General features: G+C 42.8%; 14 protein-coding genes and 2 tRNA genes. 9 read left to right on the top strand and 7 right to left on the bottom strand.

Features of this window, described 5'->3' with window-relative positions:
• Nucleotides 1-62: 62 nt before the first annotated feature.
• Both ABWT76_RS18615 and ABWT76_RS18610 read left to right on the top strand, forming a co-directional pair.
• Nucleotides 63-1,793 carry a sialate O-acetylesterase gene (locus tag ABWT76_RS18615; RefSeq protein WP_354634766.1) on the top strand — a complete coding sequence of 577 codons (1,731 nt, stop codon included), beginning with the start codon at nucleotides 63-65 and terminating at the stop codon, nucleotides 1,791-1,793.
• Nucleotides 1,794-1,957: 164 nt separating this feature from the next.
• Nucleotides 1,958-4,120, top strand: a complete 2,163-nt coding sequence (locus tag ABWT76_RS18610; RefSeq protein ID WP_354634765.1) for a pentapeptide repeat-containing protein — start codon at nucleotides 1,958-1,960, stop codon at nucleotides 4,118-4,120.
• A 562-nt stretch (nucleotides 4,121-4,682) separates the two neighbouring features.
• On the opposite strand, the gene ABWT76_RS18605 is transcribed toward ABWT76_RS18610, so the two are convergent.
• A complete protein-coding gene (locus tag ABWT76_RS18605; RefSeq protein ID WP_354634764.1) occupies nucleotides 4,683-6,185 on the bottom strand; it encodes an NAD(P)/FAD-dependent oxidoreductase in 1,503 nt (500 codons plus the stop codon).
• Between the two features lie 641 nt (nucleotides 6,186-6,826).
• Between ABWT76_RS18605 and ABWT76_RS18600 the strand changes: the two genes are divergently transcribed.
• Nucleotides 6,827-7,048 (top strand): DUF2283 domain-containing protein, encoded by a 222-nt coding sequence (locus ABWT76_RS18600; RefSeq protein ID WP_354634763.1) that lies wholly within the window; start codon nucleotides 6,827-6,829, stop codon nucleotides 7,046-7,048.
• 201 nt (nucleotides 7,049-7,249) lie between these two features.
• Here the strand turns inward: ABWT76_RS18600 and ABWT76_RS18595 are convergent, their stop codons facing one another.
• The gene (locus ABWT76_RS18595) at nucleotides 7,250-7,768 is read right to left on the bottom strand and encodes a hypothetical protein (protein ID WP_354634762.1); all 519 of its coding nucleotides are present in this window, start codon (nucleotides 7,766-7,768) and stop codon (nucleotides 7,250-7,252) included.
• Nucleotides 7,769-8,208: 440 nt separating this feature from the next.
• On the opposite strand from ABWT76_RS18595, the gene ABWT76_RS18590 reads away from it, so the two are divergent.
• Nucleotides 8,209-8,703: an NINE protein gene (locus ABWT76_RS18590; protein ID WP_354634761.1), complete on the top strand. Its 495-nt coding sequence runs from the start codon at nucleotides 8,209-8,211 to the stop codon at nucleotides 8,701-8,703.
• Between the two features lie 134 nt (nucleotides 8,704-8,837).
• On the opposite strand, the gene ABWT76_RS18585 is transcribed toward ABWT76_RS18590, so the two are convergent.
• The 3 genes from ABWT76_RS18585 to ABWT76_RS18575 all read right to left on the bottom strand — a co-directional run bounded on the left by ABWT76_RS18585 (nucleotide 8,838) and on the right by ABWT76_RS18575 (nucleotide 11,031).
• Complete coding sequence (locus tag ABWT76_RS18585) at nucleotides 8,838-9,368, bottom strand: helix-turn-helix transcriptional regulator (RefSeq protein ID WP_354634760.1); 531 nt, start codon at nucleotides 9,366-9,368, stop codon at nucleotides 8,838-8,840.
• Nucleotides 9,369-9,405: 37 nt separating this feature from the next.
• Nucleotides 9,406-9,816, bottom strand: a complete 411-nt coding sequence (locus ABWT76_RS18580; protein WP_354634759.1) for a DUF6932 family protein — start codon at nucleotides 9,814-9,816, stop codon at nucleotides 9,406-9,408.
• Between the two features lie 471 nt (nucleotides 9,817-10,287).
• The gene (locus ABWT76_RS18575) at nucleotides 10,288-11,031 is read right to left on the bottom strand and encodes a DUF3386 domain-containing protein (protein ID WP_354634758.1); all 744 of its coding nucleotides are present in this window, start codon (nucleotides 11,029-11,031) and stop codon (nucleotides 10,288-10,290) included.
• Nucleotides 11,032-11,096: 65 nt separating this feature from the next.
• On the opposite strand from ABWT76_RS18575, the gene ABWT76_RS18570 reads away from it, so the two are divergent.
• Entirely contained in the window at nucleotides 11,097-11,804 is a 708-nt protein-coding gene (locus ABWT76_RS18570; RefSeq protein ID WP_190877939.1) for a cyclase family protein, read from the top strand.
• A 245-nt stretch (nucleotides 11,805-12,049) separates the two neighbouring features.
• Here ABWT76_RS18570 and ABWT76_RS18565 read toward each other — a convergent pair whose 3' ends face one another.
• The gene (locus ABWT76_RS18565; RefSeq protein ID WP_054466444.1) at nucleotides 12,050-12,250 is read right to left on the bottom strand and encodes a hypothetical protein; all 201 of its coding nucleotides are present in this window, start codon (nucleotides 12,248-12,250) and stop codon (nucleotides 12,050-12,052) included.
• 664 nt (nucleotides 12,251-12,914) lie between these two features.
• Between ABWT76_RS18565 and ABWT76_RS18560 the strand changes: the two genes are divergently transcribed.
• Both ABWT76_RS18560 and ABWT76_RS18555 read left to right on the top strand, forming a co-directional pair.
• Entirely contained in the window at nucleotides 12,915-14,306 is a 1,392-nt protein-coding gene (locus ABWT76_RS18560) for a malic enzyme-like NAD(P)-binding protein (protein ID WP_054466419.1), read from the top strand.
• Between the two features lie 247 nt (nucleotides 14,307-14,553).
• Nucleotides 14,554-14,626, top strand: a tRNA-Arg gene (locus tag ABWT76_RS18555).
• 168 nt (nucleotides 14,627-14,794) lie between these two features.
• On the opposite strand, the gene ABWT76_RS18550 is transcribed toward ABWT76_RS18555, so the two are convergent.
• Nucleotides 14,795-14,866, bottom strand: a tRNA-Thr gene (locus tag ABWT76_RS18550).
• Nucleotides 14,867-15,097: 231 nt separating this feature from the next.
• On the opposite strand from ABWT76_RS18550, the gene folB reads away from it, so the two are divergent.
• The gene (folB, locus tag ABWT76_RS18545) at nucleotides 15,098-15,466 is read left to right on the top strand and encodes a dihydroneopterin aldolase (RefSeq protein ID WP_054466445.1); all 369 of its coding nucleotides are present in this window, start codon (nucleotides 15,098-15,100) and stop codon (nucleotides 15,464-15,466) included.
• Between the two features lie 222 nt (nucleotides 15,467-15,688).
• Nucleotides 15,689-16,438, top strand: coding sequence for a class I SAM-dependent methyltransferase (locus ABWT76_RS18540; protein ID WP_190877937.1), 750 nt, complete (start codon nucleotides 15,689-15,691; stop codon nucleotides 16,436-16,438).
• Nucleotides 16,439-16,462 lie beyond the last annotated feature (24 nt).

Below are 16,462 nucleotides of genomic sequence, written 5' to 3'. Positions count from 1 at the left end.
TGCTACGGCTCGGTTTTTTGTCGGGGTGTTCAGACTAATCTCGTCATTTATGTTATTGGATTATGAAAATTACGGTTATCTTCCTGGGACTGCTATTCTTTTTTCTGATGACTTTTTATTTATCTGGGGACACGAACCAAGGTTTTGTCACCCTAACTTTACCTTCGATTTTTAGCGATCGCATGGTGCTCCAGCAACAGAGGAATGTGTCGATTTGGGGGTGGGACAAACCGGGGACGGCGATCGCGGTGACATTTCGGGGGCAAAAAATCTTGACCCAAGCGGAATTGGACGGCAAATGGATCGCCTCGGTAAACACGGGGGCGGCAGGTGGGCCATTTACCCTGCTGATTTCAGGGACAAAACAGCAAAAGCTGGAGGATGTGCTGGTCGGAGAAGTTTGGGTGGCTGGGGGTCAGAGTAATATGTGGTGGCCCGTCAGTCGCAGCCTGCCCATAGACCCGGTTTCTGACTCTGATTTGGGGGATTCAGAAACCCGATTGCCTTGTCCGTCCTGCGATCCAGAGATTCGGGTTTGGGATGCGAATACGGCCCCGAACAGTGAGGGTTGGCGGGCAAGGCAGCCCCAGAAGACTGTCCAGGCAGAATGGAAAATCACCACACCGGAAACTGTGGGGAATTTTCCCGCTACAGCTTATTTTTTTGCCAGGGAATTGCACCAAACTTTAAAGGTGCCAATCGGGATTGTTCACTTGGCTGTACCGGGGCAAAAAATTGAGACATTTTTTAGTAATGAGTTTATTCAAGTAAACCTGCCGCATTTGGTGAATAATTCAGGGGATAAAAACCAGCCGAATTATGAGGGTAAAGCCGCAGAGTTGTTTAATGGTATGGTTTATCCGGCTGCCCCCTATTCTGCACGAGGTTTTATTTGGTGGCAAGGGGAATCGAATGCAGGGGAGTTTTTGACATACCGGGTTTTGTTTCCGGCTTTAATCCAGGAGTGGCGGCGGTGGTGGCACAACGAGAATGCCCCTTTTTTATTTGTGGAGTTGGCCAATTTCCTGGAAAAACAAACTTATCCGGTGGAAGAAGATCCTTGGCCCAGTTTGCGCGATGCCCAGAAAGAAGGATTAAAATTGCCTAATACGGCGATGATTTCTACTATCGATATTCTGCCAGATACAGCGAATCCTAACGAGATTCATCCGCCGAATAAACAGTTGGCAGGGCATCGTCTTTATTTGGCCGCGATCGCCAATGTTTATGGTCAAAAAGATATCCCGTGGAGTGGTCCGCAATATCAGTCGGTACAGTTTGAAGATGGCAAAGCGATCGTCACTTTTAATTATGTAGGGGCAGGACTGATGGTGCCAAATGGTGGTGAACTAAAAGGGTTTGCCCTCGCAGGAAGCGATCGCCGTTTTTTCTGGGCCGATGCCAAGATTCAAAATAATCAAGTGATTCTGACCAGTAAAGCAGTACCAAACCCGGTGGTGGTGCGTTATGGTTGGGCGAATAATCCCATCGGCAATTTGTACAATCAAGCGGGATTACCTGCTTTTCCCTTTCGCAGCGATCCTTGGACATTGGGGTTGAATAAAGCGGAGTGGAAAAATATGGAAATGGTGGAATTAGCAGCTTATATTCAGAGAGAATTAATGCCGCAAAACCCGCAACAAAAATTAATTTGGCAGCAGATATATCAGGCGATCGCGTCATCTCAGAAATCTAAGGCCAAACAACTGATTGTCACCTTAAGGCAGCAACCAATTGCCGAGGCTAATTTAGACCGAGCTTTGCCAATTTTGGATAGTAAAATTAAGTCTTAATTAAATAGACATATGCCAAAACACCGGATTGATTTACCCCAACCTCCCTTAAAACCGCTATCGGCTTTAGATAAAGAATAGATTACCCCAACTTTCCTTAAAAATGGGGTATTTAGATAATTTGGCAACCAGTCTAATGTAGGATGAGAATTACCCACTTATTTGTGTCTCAATTGGTTTTTATGATCGCTCTTTTGATTGGTTTAATTTTTTGGTTACTCCAGCAAATAGTCATAGCACCAGCATGGGCAGCGACGATTCCCCAAACTCCCCCAATGCTGACGAGAGAAGTTTTGCAAGAACGAGTCAAAAATCCGGAATTTACTGAAGGGATGCGCCGGATTAATTTAAGCAATTTTACTATTGATTTACGCAGTGATAATGCGGAGTTTAAAAGCCAGTTTTATCGGCAGGTTAAACTTTATTTAAATCGTCCCGGGAATCCCGTAGGTTTAGACGTTTCTAATTCGGTGATTTTGGGGGCATTTAATGGTAATAATTTGGGGCTACAAGTGCCCCTTTATGCGGAGTCTTTGTCCCCAATGTTTACGGAAGATGAGTTGTTACAAATTAAGCGCGATCGCCGTCGGTTATCGCAGCTTACCCAGTTGTCGCGATCGCTCTTAGGAACTCCCGCTTCTGAGGTGCAAATTTCGATTTTACGAGGTCCGATTAAAATGGCGCAAACTCGGTTTGAGGGAACGGTAAATTTTAATAATACCTTTTTCTTAAATACCTTAGATGCGATCGGGGCAGAATTTATCGGCAATACGGAATGGTCAGAAACTCGTTTTAGTCTTATGGCTAAATTTAATAGTGCTAAGTTTAAGGCTGTAACCCAATTTCGCGGCAGTATTTTTTACCAAAAAGCAACTTTTAATCGGGCGGAATTTCAAGACTCGGTAAATTTTACCGGCAGTACCTTTGCCAATAGTGGCAGTTTTCATCAAACCCAGTGGCAAAAACTGGCTAACTTTAGTCGGGTGCAATGGCTGAGTAATGCGGATTTTAGCCAAGGTCAATTTGGCGATCGCCTTTTATTTACTAACGATAAATTTAGCCAATCCCTATTTTTAAATGGGGCAAATTTTGCTCAATTAGCGAGTTTCCGCGAGGCACAATTTGCCCAGCCGGTGAACTTAAGGGGCGCCAGTATTCTCAATCAAGCGGATTTTAGTGATGCTGACTTTACCCCAGATGCTTATGTGAATGTGGCAGAACTCACTTTTGATTCAGAACAGGCAAAAATTGCCGGAGATACCGGCAGAATTGGGCGAAAACTTTCGGTTCCCAGTTTACAAGGAAATGAAACAGTGTTGCGAAATTTAGTGAGAAATTTTCGCTCCTCAGAACAAATTCCTGATGCCAATCAAGTGGAGTATTTACGGGCTAAATTGCAATTCCGAGAATTGGGCAAACGTTTACACAATGTAAATGTGAATACTGCTACAGCAGCGGAATTGAAAAGTTTAGGTTTTTCTAATCAACAGGTTAAGGCAATTATTGATAGTCGCCAAATGCATTTTTTTAGAAATTTAAATGAACTTTTATCCCTAGAAGAAATTGATTTAGCTACCTATGTCAAAGTCAGCGATCGCATCTTTTGTAGTCCGCGATCGGGTATTTTTGCCTCCGTATTAGATACCTTACAATGGTTAGGCTTAAGTTTGCTACTTTTATTGAGTGCTTATGGCACCAGTTCAGAGTTAGTTTTTGGGGTAGGAATGGTGGCGATCGCCTATTTTGGGGTGTTATTTTGGTTAATAGATCGGTATCGTCGGCTAGTCCCTCAACCCATTGTGCCCAACTTAGGAGAAACTATCTCAGTATTGATTAGTTTTATCGGCTTTACCGGGATTGGTTTATTGGCGATTTTTAATAGTCCAGAAAATTCTTGGCTGACTTTAGGCTGTCTGGCAATTTTTCTGCTGCCATTACCTGTATTATTGGTTACAATTATTTATTGGCGCGGTCGCTATCATCAGTTATTAAATGTCAGTTATTTTGTCGAAGATGGGAGTATGCGGCAACTGCGTTTAACTATTGGTCGATTGCCGATTATTCCTAAGTTTCCCTTATTCCGCGATCGCTATTATCCAATTCTTTGGGATCGGCGCTGGAGTTGGTTAAACTATTATGATTTTAGTTTGAATAATCTATTTAAATTTGGCTTTAATGATATCCGCGTCCGAGACGAACACCTCCCCGGATTAATTAATACCTTAGTGTGGTATCAATGGAGTCTGGGAATTTTATATCTGACTCTATTACTCTGGACGCTTTCCCGCACCATCCCCGGTCTGAACTTATTGATTTATTTAAAATAAGTCGCCGTCATGTATATAATTTATATCGTTCCCAGCCCTACCCTGGAAACGATATAAATTTGGATAATAATTTAATATAATATGTTCACCCAGGGCGGCGTTGTATAGCGTTTATTTGAAAAATGCTGTATAAAGAGAGAATGTAGAGAGAAATCAGTCATCATAAAAATTCGGAGGATATCTCATGTCAACCCATGACTTATTAATGTTAGTCTTGTTACTCTCACCGGGTCTGTTATTGTCTGCCTTAATTATGGGCGCTTTTGCCGCTGGGGGCTAAGTTAAAAGATCCCCCCAACCCCCCTTAAAACCGCCTGCTCCGCACCGCAGCATAGCTGCGAACGGCTTTAGATATCTATCTCAGAATAAAATCGGGGCAACCACCGCCATCGGATTGCCCCTACGAATTATTTTGATGGGTAAGGATTAAGTAGGTGAACATAATTAATTGCTTCCTTAACCGCCGATAGGCTTTGGATTCCCGCCCGAAGCGGGAATGACAGTTTTTTTCTGATATGGTATGTGGTGCATTTATTTCTGCCCGTAAACTTAATTTAATTTATTAATTTATCAACAATTCCTGAGTTTGCTGTGGGGAAACCAAGGTATTAGCGCAAAGAATACCAGAGGCAGCCACCGCAGGAACCCCAATTCCCGGCATGGTACTATCTCCAACGCGATATAACCCAGCGATCGGGGTTTGAAAATTGGGAAATGTGCCTTTTCCAGCCGCGATCGCCGGCCCATAAGTGCCTTGATAGCGACGCAAATATCGCGCATGGGTTAAGGGTGTACCAATTAACTCAATTTTAATGCGAGAACGTAAATCAGGAATCACTTTTTCTATAGCCCGAAATAGCGGTTCTGCTTTTTGCCGTTTTTTCTGGGGATAATCGGCATCTCGCTGCCAACCGGCGTAAGATTCCAAGGTATAAGCATGGATCAAATGATGTCCTGGAGGCGCAAGTGACGCATCCCAAACTGAAGGAATAGAAATCATGCAAGTATTGCCCGGTTCTGTGATATCTTGCTCGGTGTGATGGACAACTACATGGTGTCCTGTCAACCCTTCTATTCCCTCCGCTGTAATGCCGAGATGCAGGTGCATAAAGCTTTCCACAGCGGGGGTTTCTAATGCTTTTTGACGATAATTTGCGGGCAAATCTTCGGGTTTCAAGAGTTGGCTGTAAGTATCCCAAACTGTGGCATTAGAAATAACAATTGGGGCGGTGAGAATTTCCCCATTCCGCAATTTTACCCCTTCAACTTTGTTTTCTTTGACGACAATTTGCTCAACATGGGTACTAAGTCGCAATTCCCCGCCCCAACGTTTTAATCCCCGAACTAAAGCATCCGCGATCGCCCCACTCCCACCAAGGGGATAATCAATAGGAGTGCGATCGCGTTCTCCGATCATAAATGCTACTTCTGGGGTCACGGTTCCATCCGCTTTTAACCCCGATAAAAGAAAACATTCTAAATCAATTAACCGTCTCACCCAAGGGTCTTGGATATATTCATCCATAATTTGACCCACCGAAGAATTAATTGACCCAATTTGCGGCAGCAATTTCAACAGAGAACGCCAATATTTCAGAAATACAGAAATCACCTGCCAGTCTGACCGTAACTCTATGGTGGGAATTTCTTTTAATCCGTCATATAAGGCTAACATCCGTTGTTCAAATCGGCGGAATTCTTCAGCCCCAGTGGGAGTAATTTGCGCGATCGCCTTTCGATAGCGTTGGGAATTGCCATAAACCGGAAATGTCACATCGGGAAAATGATAATGACCCAGAGGATCGTAAGCAACCGTGGGCAAAGTTTCGCCCAAAACCGTCAAAACTTGGCGCAACGGATTACAACTATTTGCGTCAGCTAAACCGCAATAAAACGAAGGCCCCGAATCAAAATGAAAACCATCTCTAGAAAAACTATGGGCAGCCCCTCCGGGAATATTGTGACTTTCGCAAACTAACACCCGCTGACCATAACGGGCTAATAGTCCAGCGGCAACTAATCCCCCAATCCCACTCCCAATCGTAATTACATCCCAATCTGCCATAGTTTCACCAATCGTTTTTATCACAAATATACAGATAATACCAGCCTAAAATCAAAAGATATTTTATCGGTTAATTTGATGCCATAACCTATTTTTCTGCGATCGCTGTTTTATTATAGCAATTTGTGAATAATTAGGCAAGGGAAAAATCCGCGATTCCGCAAAGCAGATCGCTCACGGGAATCGCATATTTTTGATTTTGAGGAAATTAGGGAAGGTGCGATCGCTATTTGAGTAATAGACAATTCTGGCAAAATTCGTGCAAAGCCTTTCGCGGCCTACGCCGCGGTGCGGAGCACCTTGGCGGTTTTAATGGGGGTGGATCAATGTGGGAACCCATGACCAACTGTAGGGGCGTGATCTTTCCGGCAGTAGGGGCGAATGGCCATTCGCCCCTACAATGCTTAAAATATTAATGTACGGGCGTGATCTTTCCGACAGATAACCTATTGCTGAAAATATTAATGTACGGGCGTGATCTTTCCGGCAGTAGGGGCGAATGGCCATTCGCCCCTACAATGCTTCGCCCTAGCCATCATTCCCTATCAAGTTAACGCAGATTCAATTCAACCAATCACCATTCATGCAACCAGTCGTCAACAAATAAAATTTCGTTTAAAAACCGGGAGGTTTATCATCGAATGAATTCCACAAAAATGATCTATTTTGAACAAGAAGATATTTTACATTTAACTCTAGCTGATGAACCGGAAGCCAACAGTATTGAACTCAGTCCTAACATTACGGCAGAGTTGAACGATAAAGGAGAGTTAATTGGCTTGGAAATAACAAAAGCTAGTAGCTTTATCCGAGATTCGATTCTAGAAACCGCTCAATTAAAGCTACTCCAATTATCATCGTAAATCAAAGACATCACGCTCAAGATAATTCCTGTGGGGCGTTGCATTCGCGTGAATAAATTTGCTGTTTTTTATATTTATCCGCGAATGCAACGCCGTCCTTACGGTGAAAATCAGTTTTAGCTGCCAGCAATTCAAACATCACTAGATGCAGTATGGAATAACGTTGAGGATAATAAAGAATAAAATAATATTTCAGCCGATTCACTCATCAAAGTTTATTTGCTTAACGACATCTAAAGGGATATCTAATGCTTCGGCAATTTGCTCATCGCTTAAGCCAAACATTCTTAATTTATCAATTGTGTTAATCTTAGCTTTATTTTGGGATTTCTGCGGTAATTCAGTGATTACAGGCTGACTTTTCTTTGGCGAATCACCTGCGGGAGTAGGGCAATTGTTAATAGTGCCTATGCCGATAATATTTTTATGTCGGGCATTTTTATTGCCAAAATTTATCCTGACATTAATTTGCCGTTCTAATACAGATTCCAGATTACCTTTCTTAACTTTTTCGCCAAAAACATCAGATAAAATGTGTAAAAGATCGTGGCTGACTTTTTTTACATGATCGGCGCTATAACCATAATTTTTTGACACTTCCGCATACTTTTGCCCCTTGAGTATTCCCGCAATAATCTTTCGTTGCAAGTCATTGAGATGTTTGTCGGTCTTAGCGTAAACAGCTTCATCAACAAATTCCAATATTTGAGGAATATCCATAGGTAGGCAGATGACACAACTATGGCTACTATACCCAACTTTTTGCCACTTTTTGCCACTTTTTGCTACTTTTTCCCACTTTTTTCCCCGGTGACACTCTAATTTGAGAAAGATCCCACTTTTTCCCACTTTTTTGACTTTTCAAATTAGGTGCGATCGGTATATCGTTATAAAACGCTCTACTGTATATGAGGTGCGAGCTTTCAAGGCGATCGCACCTCTTTGATAGAGACGTGGTTACAAGGCAGGCGATCGAGATTGTGTAAAATCGCGTTGGAGTAAGCTCATAATACCATTTTCCATCAATAATGCAACATTGAAAACTGTAGGGGCGGAAAGTGAAGCTATGCCTTCACGCTTTATGGCATCACCCCAAAAAATCCTATAATTGTCGAAACCTTTTTTGAAATTAGTATAAAAAAATAAATCTATAAGATATCATGTCTAATCGAGAAAAAGTATTGCTGGTCGCACTTATATCTCTGTTTACCATCGGTGGCTTACATCGATTTTATATTGGAGATAAAAAAACAGGAATATTGGCTATTCTGTTTTTTTGGCTTTATGTAGGTTTCATTATTACATTAGTAGATATTGTCCGCTTCTTGAGAATGTCTGATGCAGAATTTGATGCTAAATATCAAATAAAACCACTAACCTTGCCGTTATTTTTGAGTATTATTACCCCATTATTAATCATTGTTGGTGGAGTTGGTCTGTTTCTAAAAGAAAGAGTGATGTGCTTGCCAAATGCCGTTGCCAGAGAGTGTATTTTTGTAACAGAAGGTGACAATATATTAAATGCCAGAGGAACGGATATCTCCAGAGAATTTGCCTGGGCGATCGAAACCTTTCCACCTTATATCTTAGGATTGGCGGGGATTTGTATTATGGGTTTAATCGTCATATCCAACAATCGTAACCCTCGAGTTTAAGGGTTGAACTAACGATTTTTGTAGAGTGTTATGGCACCATATAATTTTAGCTATTGTCAGATGTTTTACTGGGGCAGCGATCGCGCCTTTTTTTAATTAAACTTTGGATTAAACTTTGGACTAAACTGGCGAAATTATTGCTCGATCGCCACGCGATCGCTGTCATTTTTCCGTCGAGATCCCAATAATTCTTCCTTAGTAACCGGGGTTCTTCTCAGAGTATCTAAAGGGACTAAAAACTCAGCTTTTTGCACTCTAAGATCCAGGGCATCTAGGACAAATTTTACCTCCAAAAAGCTGGCATCTTGGTAATCATTATCTTCATAACGGCAAATTTGTTCTTCCGTCAGACCAGACAAATCTGCCAACTCTTTTTGGCTTAACTTTGCGGCCATCCGCGCCTTAATCAAAATTTGAGATAAATCATCAATATCATCAAGAGTTAACACAATTGGCCGATCGCGATCGTGGGATGTCAGCCGTTCATATTCGGCAATTTCCGACCTTAACTTATCAAGGTGACATTTTAAAGACCCTCTGATAATTTCCCACCCATCAGGGTCGTTTATTTTTCTATTTTCATCTCTATCCATTGCCGCAATAGATTTTTCAAATTCGCTGGCAATCTGCTGACTAAATTTATACTGGTTTTCATCTTTAATCATGGGTTCCACCTTAATAAATCAATAGCAATAATGCCTTTTATATTGTATTGTGTTTTCTATCCTCTTGAAACAAATCAAAAGAGTTTTTTCCATAATTGCCTACAGGTTGATCTGAGGCAAATAATTCCCCTTTGTATTTAGCTTTTTGTCCGGCTCTGTCATAATACTTTAACAATTGAGGAGCTTCCCTTCTGAGATAGTCTATATCAACATCTTCTCGATCCCAACAGGCATCAAAATCTCCGGGGTCAGACTTACTGGTGACAAAGCTACCGTTAATATAAATTGTCCGACAACCCGCTGCTTTAAGTTGCTGCATTGCCATTTGCAGTCCGCGCATTAAACGCAATCTTAGATCGGTGGTGCCAAATCGATCTACAAACTCCTCCCATTCGCAAAAATGAACCCCAGGCGGTAAGTTGCCATTTTCATCAAATTCTGGAATCACTTCCTCACACTCACGTCTTCAATTGATGATTCAGCCATCAAGCTTACCATATTTTGTTTATAGCTCAGGCGCACTTATTTTGACCATAACCACCATATCAAATATAGAGTGAAAATATAGAAGTCTGTGATAAAATACCATGAGGGCGAAGCATACTCTTCGAGAAGGCTTCGCCTACGGGGAATAAATTTGTCCTTAGATCCTATAGATTTTTTGCCCGGTAAGCGAAGCTATGCCGCTGGGCTATATGCTTCGCCCCTACAAAAATGCCTCTCATCATACCTCTTGCAAAATACCTATCTCGATCCCCCCAAACCCCCTTAAAAAGGGGGGCTTTTTGGCTTGGGAAAGCAATAAGTCTACTAACCACTCATCCGTTGCCAAATCCGTTATCCCATCCGCTGCCACATCCGCTGCTAATTCCTCTAGTCGGGTGGGGATTTCCCACCCGATCGCTTCCCGAAAAAGCCCCTAAGAAAGTAACTGAATATTGCTCAGATTAATCTCAACAGTGCTTTCTTCTCCTGCCTCAATATGGCGAATAACTTGACGATTAGGAATATAGTAATTCCCCACTTTTTCGTAAGTATCTTCAAAATCCGCCTCAGCGATCGCCTCACCCGTATCTGGGGTCTTGAAAAAAGCGTGATAGCGAGTCCCCAAATAACCCATCGGAGTTGGTTCCGACTCTAACAAATCAACCGTCACACCCCCGGTAGGCATTAACCGATTCACCTGAGTAATTTTGCCATCCTGAACTAAATAAAATGACGGAGTTTCACCCCCTGCTTGGTCAATTTCTACCGCCCCATTTTCTAGGACTGAGCCAAAGCTAAAAGTATGCTCTTTGTGGAGCAAATCAAAGGGCACAGAACGGCGGTGAATTACTAACATTTGTAACCCAGAATACACCGATTGATAGGCATCTTCATCATCAATCCCCACCACGGTAATCTCTAAATTAGAATCAATTTCCATTTCGCCTTTATAAGTTGCCCCATCTTCGGTTACATCTACCGTTGCCGAAAACCCTGGAAAATCACTATCCCAGAAATAGCGGCTATCATAAGCATCGCGAAATACTTCTAAAGCCGATGGAGTGGTTGCATTTGCCAGGGTTTCAGCCCGGACTGGGGTAGCCACAATCCAGCCAGCTAAGGTTAAAATTACCGTGAAACTCCAGAGGAAAATTTTACGAGTGAGTCGGTTTTGCATGATTTCTTTAAAAGTCCTGAACAATATTATCCTTAACATAACTTAACAAATATCCCGGAAATTTTATGGCAGCGTATCCCACCCAAAAGGCGATCGCCTACTCCCGAATCATTCATCTGAGTCACATCATCCACCCCCAAATCCCCCAATGGCCGGGAGATCCAGCCGTAGAACTGGAAAAAGTCGCCGATATCGACCCAGACGGCTATTACCTGCGGCGGTTTTCCCTGGGGGAACATAGCGCCACCCATATCAACGCCCCAAATAGTTTTTTTCCCAACAGTCCGGGAATTGATGCCTACCCTGCGGAGTCCCTAGTCGTTCCCGCCATAGCGATCGATATTGTCAACTTAGCCGCTACAAATCCTGATTATTTGCTCACCTTAGATGATGTATTTTCTTGGGAGGAAACCTACGGCAGAATTCCCCCAGAAACGGTGGTTCTGCTATACACAGGTTGGCAGGAAAAATGGGCAAAACCGGATGATTTTATCAATCAACAACATTTTCCCGGATTTGGGGCAGAGGCCACAAAATTTTTGCTCGATGAGCGACAAATCGCGGGGGTGGGCATTGATACTCACGGGGTAGATTCTGGTCAAGATATGACTTTTGCCACCAATAAACAAGTATTATCCCAGGGTGGAATTGTTCTGGAAAATCTGACTAATTTAGACCAGTTGCCGCCGGTTGGGACAACCTTGGCGATCGGGATTTTGCGATTACAAAATGGCTCCGGTTCTCCCGCAGGGGTCATGGCATTTATCCCATAAATAGGTTGATTTAAAATTAGCCTTAATTTATTGCTTCACCTATAATTCAAATATAAATTTGTCCACAGATTAAAAAACTTGGCAAGAATCCCACCAAGCTTAATATTTTATAGATTTTATGATTTTTTTTATGCAGGCGATCGCCTGATCGCAAATTATCGCAAATTAAAGTGATTTACCGAATTTTTCATCGATATATGACAGTAAAGTTATAGTTTATTTTCTGTCTATTCGACCCTCAAAATCTATTCGGCAATTTGTAACCAACCCCGCCGAACCGCATAGAGCAAGCGGTTAATCGCTGTTTGCTCTTCCTCGCTGATATTTTCCTTTAATAAGGTTGCTCTCAGGTGTTGTCTGTGACTGTGTTCAATTTTACCTTGTTGATAGACCTGAAAAAAGACTTCCGCTAAGGTGAGTTCGGAATTGCCTAATTTTGTGTTCATCGATCTTACCTTGAGTTCTTTATCTTTAATATGAAGCTTATTTAAAGAAAAGAGTGTGATTGTCAACTTCATATAAAGTGATATTTATCATAGTTTACTGTGACACAGAACCCATGATATTTGTGACACAAACACCAAAATAGTGTGATTTAAATCACACTATTTTTTTGGGAATTTTTGCCAGAAAAATCCATCAAACCATCGGGAAGATTAGCAATCCCAGCCATTGTCTTGGTAAGGGTTAGAGCAAAAATTAGCAGAATATGAAAAAAATCTGAGTTGATGCCGTCTGAACTCATCTCCTAGGAATGAAGCCCGGTTGAAGCGTGAAAAATATTTTTGGCGATTCGCGATCGCGATCCGCTCTGGCGGAATCGCACCCGGATTAAAGGAATTTCCGGCAGATTATGGGGAACAATTAAAGAAAAATCAACTAAGGAAAATTAACTATTGAGACGATCTCAGGCATGATCCGGGATCCGAAATGGCTTTTCTCCAGTTTCTTGAGGCGGGAACAGCCAAGGGTCTGCGGTGAATATTTTTTCTGTACAAGAACGATCGGAAAAGATGTAGGATCTGAAATCTCTGTTCAACTCAGAACAAGAATTACCGACGTAACACTTGTCTCTATTTTTAAACCGCCTTGTAGGAGAAACATCACCTTATGGTCAATTTGACCCCAAATTCTAGTTTTAGTTTAACTATGCGCTTACAGCTTCCCAATCGCACGGGTATGCTGGCTCAAGTCACTCAGGCGATCGCTTCAGTCGGGGGCAGCCTGGGTCAAATAGACTTAATTTCCCAAGACCGATCGAGCATCATCCGGGATGTCACCGTAGATGCGGCAAGCTGCGAGCACGCCCAACAAATTACTCAAGCAGTCAAGAACCTACCTAATATTAAAGTTATCAATATATACGATCGCACCTTTAATATGCATCGTGGGGGCAAAATCCGGATGGAAAACAAAATTCCTCTAGCGACCCAAGCGGACTTGGCCATGGCGTACACCCCAGGAGTAGGGCGAATTTGTCTAGAAATCAAGGAAAATCCCGAACAAGTAAACAATCTCACCATCAAAAACAATACAGTGGCGATCATCAGCGATGGCTCGGCAGTGTTGGGATTGGGCAACCTCGGCCCTGCAGCCGCTTTGCCTGTGATGGAAGGCAAAGCCATGCTGTTTAAAGCCTTTGCCGGAATCGATGCCTTTCCCATTTGTCTGGACACCCAAGATACAGATCAAATAGTCCAAACAGTGAAAAATATCGTCCCCGTATTTGGTGGGGTCAACCTAGAAGATATTAGTGCCCCTCGGTGTTTTGAGATTGAAGCCAGATTACGCCAGGAACTAGATATTCCCGTGTTTCACGATGACCAACATGGCACGGCCATTGTCTCTTTGGCGGCTTTAATTAATGCCTTGAAAGTTGTCAATAAATCAATGGACAAAGTGCGGATTGTGATGAATGGCGCAGGAGCGGCAGGAGTGTCCGTTGCCCGGATACTGCGTACATCTGGAGCCAAATATATCTCTATGTGCGATTCCAAGGGAATAATTGCCCGCGATCGCCCCAATTTAACCGAGGAAAAACGGGAATTTGCCGCAGAAAAAGGCGGCAGTCTAGCCGATGCCCTAGTCGGTGCCGATGTCTTTATTGGCTTAAGTGCGCCTGGAGTTCTCACCCCAGAAATGGTCGGAACAATGGCCAAAAACCCCATCATCTTTGCGATGGCCAACCCCATTCCGGAAATTCAGCCCGAATTAGTTGCCGACAAGGTGGCCGTCATCGCTACCGGACGCAGTGACTACCCCAATCAAATTAACAATGTCTTAGCCTTTCCGGGAATTTTTCGCGGCGCCCTCGACTGTCGAGCCACCACAATTACTGACTCTATGTATCTAAGCGCCGCTGAGGCGATCGCCGCTTTAGTCTCTCCGGCGGAATTAGATTCTGAGCATATCATTCCCTCGGTATTCGATCGCCGAGTAGTCCCTGCCGTCTCTGCCGCTGTCCAACAAGCCGCCCGTCAAGAAGGCATCGCTCGCGCTTAATCCCAGCTATCACTTATCATCTATCATTTATTAGTTATTAGCTAATAGCTATTAGCTATTAGTCATTAGCCAATAACCTTCTTACCGCACGATATACGGCTCCCCGCCCCGGGGAGCCGCTGCTCCTCCGTCCCGGAAATATTCCGCCCCAGAACACCCCACACCCTAGTCAAATCGGCGATCGGCAAAAAAAGTTCCCTCAAAACTAGCAATTCGAGCAAAACCATGTTATAGTAGAAATCTGTGAGGGCATGTAGCTCAGTGGATAGAGCATCAGATTCCGGTTCTGAGGGTCGGGGGTTCAAATCCCTCCATGCTCGTTTTAAATAAATCCTTATAACTTAAGGCTTATAGGGATTGATTGACTATATATCTGATATAAAGTAACTCAGTTTTGAATCAAAAATGAGTCAAAACTGAGTTACTTTATATCAAATTTAGCTTGAGTAAACCCCTAAAATCCTGAGTCTATAAGGGAATAGGTATAAAGCTGGTGAACGGATTTGAACCGATGGCCGCCCGCTTACAAGGCGGGTGCTCTACCACTGAGCTACACCAGCAACGTTTTTTATTATAACAAATAATCGGTGTGATTGGCAAGGGGGTATCGAAGGATCTTCACCCAGTGGCAGATTTCCCGACCCTGGTAAAAATTCCCCCCACTTGGTTTATGATATTCTGTTGGCGCATCACTGAATGGGGTTGACTGTGAAAAACCTGCATAGTTTGAACCACAGTCATAGAAATCACGATCGCCCTTGGAGCAAAATCAAGCAAGCTTTGGCAAAAAAATGGACGCGATCGAAATTACCGGGCTGCGGTATTACGGATATGTTGGGTACTTTCCCGAAGAACAGGTACTTGGTCAATGGTTTGAAGTCGATTTGACCTTATGGTTGGATTTGTCGGTGGTGGGTCAAAACGATCGCCTGGAAGATACTTTAAATTACGCTGATGTGGTGGAACAAGTCCGGCAACTGATGGAAACGGCAAAATTCAAGACCGTGGAACGGTTGAATACCGCGATTATTGAAGCGATGCTTAACTTTGAAAAGGTGCAAAAAGTGCGATCGCGCTTGGTGAAAGTTTCTCCACCGATTCCCGGTTTCCCTGGACATATTGTGATCGAAATGATTCGCGACAAAGATCGAGTTTCTTAACCGCGCGATCTCTAGCCTCTATCTGCTGTATTATATAATAATGGTCTATTCGGCCATGAGGCGATCAATTTGAGACAGAGCGAATTACAGAGCGAATTCCTGACCAATTCCCAAAAAAATCTAGAAATTTCTGGATTTTCTCGATATATTTAACCCCTTTGGCGATCGTCTTAAGTCAAATCAAGCCACCAAATTACGGCTAAGTTGTAATCGGAGAAAAATATGGCAGTTTATGATCCCATAGCAACCCAATACAAACAATTTCGGCAGCAAAATATCTACAGCATCTACTTATATGTTGAGACTTATACTTATTTGCACAAATTGGGGGATCTTTCGGGTAAATCAATTCTCGATCTCGGTTGTGGAGAAGGGATACACAGCCGAAACTTTAAAAAAAATGGTGCAGTCCGAGTAGTCGGGGTAGATATCTCTCCCAAAATGATAGAGTTGGCCAGAGAACAAGAAGCCAAAGAATCCCTGGGAATAGAATATATCGTTAGTGATATGTGCGAACTGGGGACAATAGATAGTTTCGATCTGGTTGGCGCAGCTTTCTCTATCAATCACGCTCAAACCAAAGACCAACTGCGCCAAATGTGCCAAACCATCTATGACAACTTGAAACCGGGTGGCCGATTTGTGGCACTCAATAATAATGTTGCCTTATCTTCAGAGTCGTATAAGCGAATCGAAAAATACGGATATTATAGAAATACTAATCTTTCTAATTTTCAGGATGGAATGGCAATTCCTAGCTTGGCTTTCGATGTGAATGGAGAACAGATCGTAATTGATGACTATTATTTGAGTCAAGAAACTTATGAATGGGCTTTCAAAGAAGTCGGGTTTAAGACAGTCAACTGGTACAAACCCATGATTTCTCCTGAAGGAATTGAAAAATTTGGTCAGGACTATTGGCAAGATTTATTAGATAATCCACCGATGCGATTAATCGAGTGCCAGAAATAATATCAGCTAAATTCCTTCACTATC

It is taken from the genome of Planktothricoides raciborskii GIHE-MW2 (genome assembly GCF_040564635.1).
In the GTDB taxonomy this organism is placed as follows: Bacteria; Cyanobacteriota; Cyanobacteriia; order Cyanobacteriales; family Laspinemataceae; genus Planktothricoides; species Planktothricoides raciborskii.
This window is presented reverse-complemented; position numbering and strand designations above follow the sequence as displayed.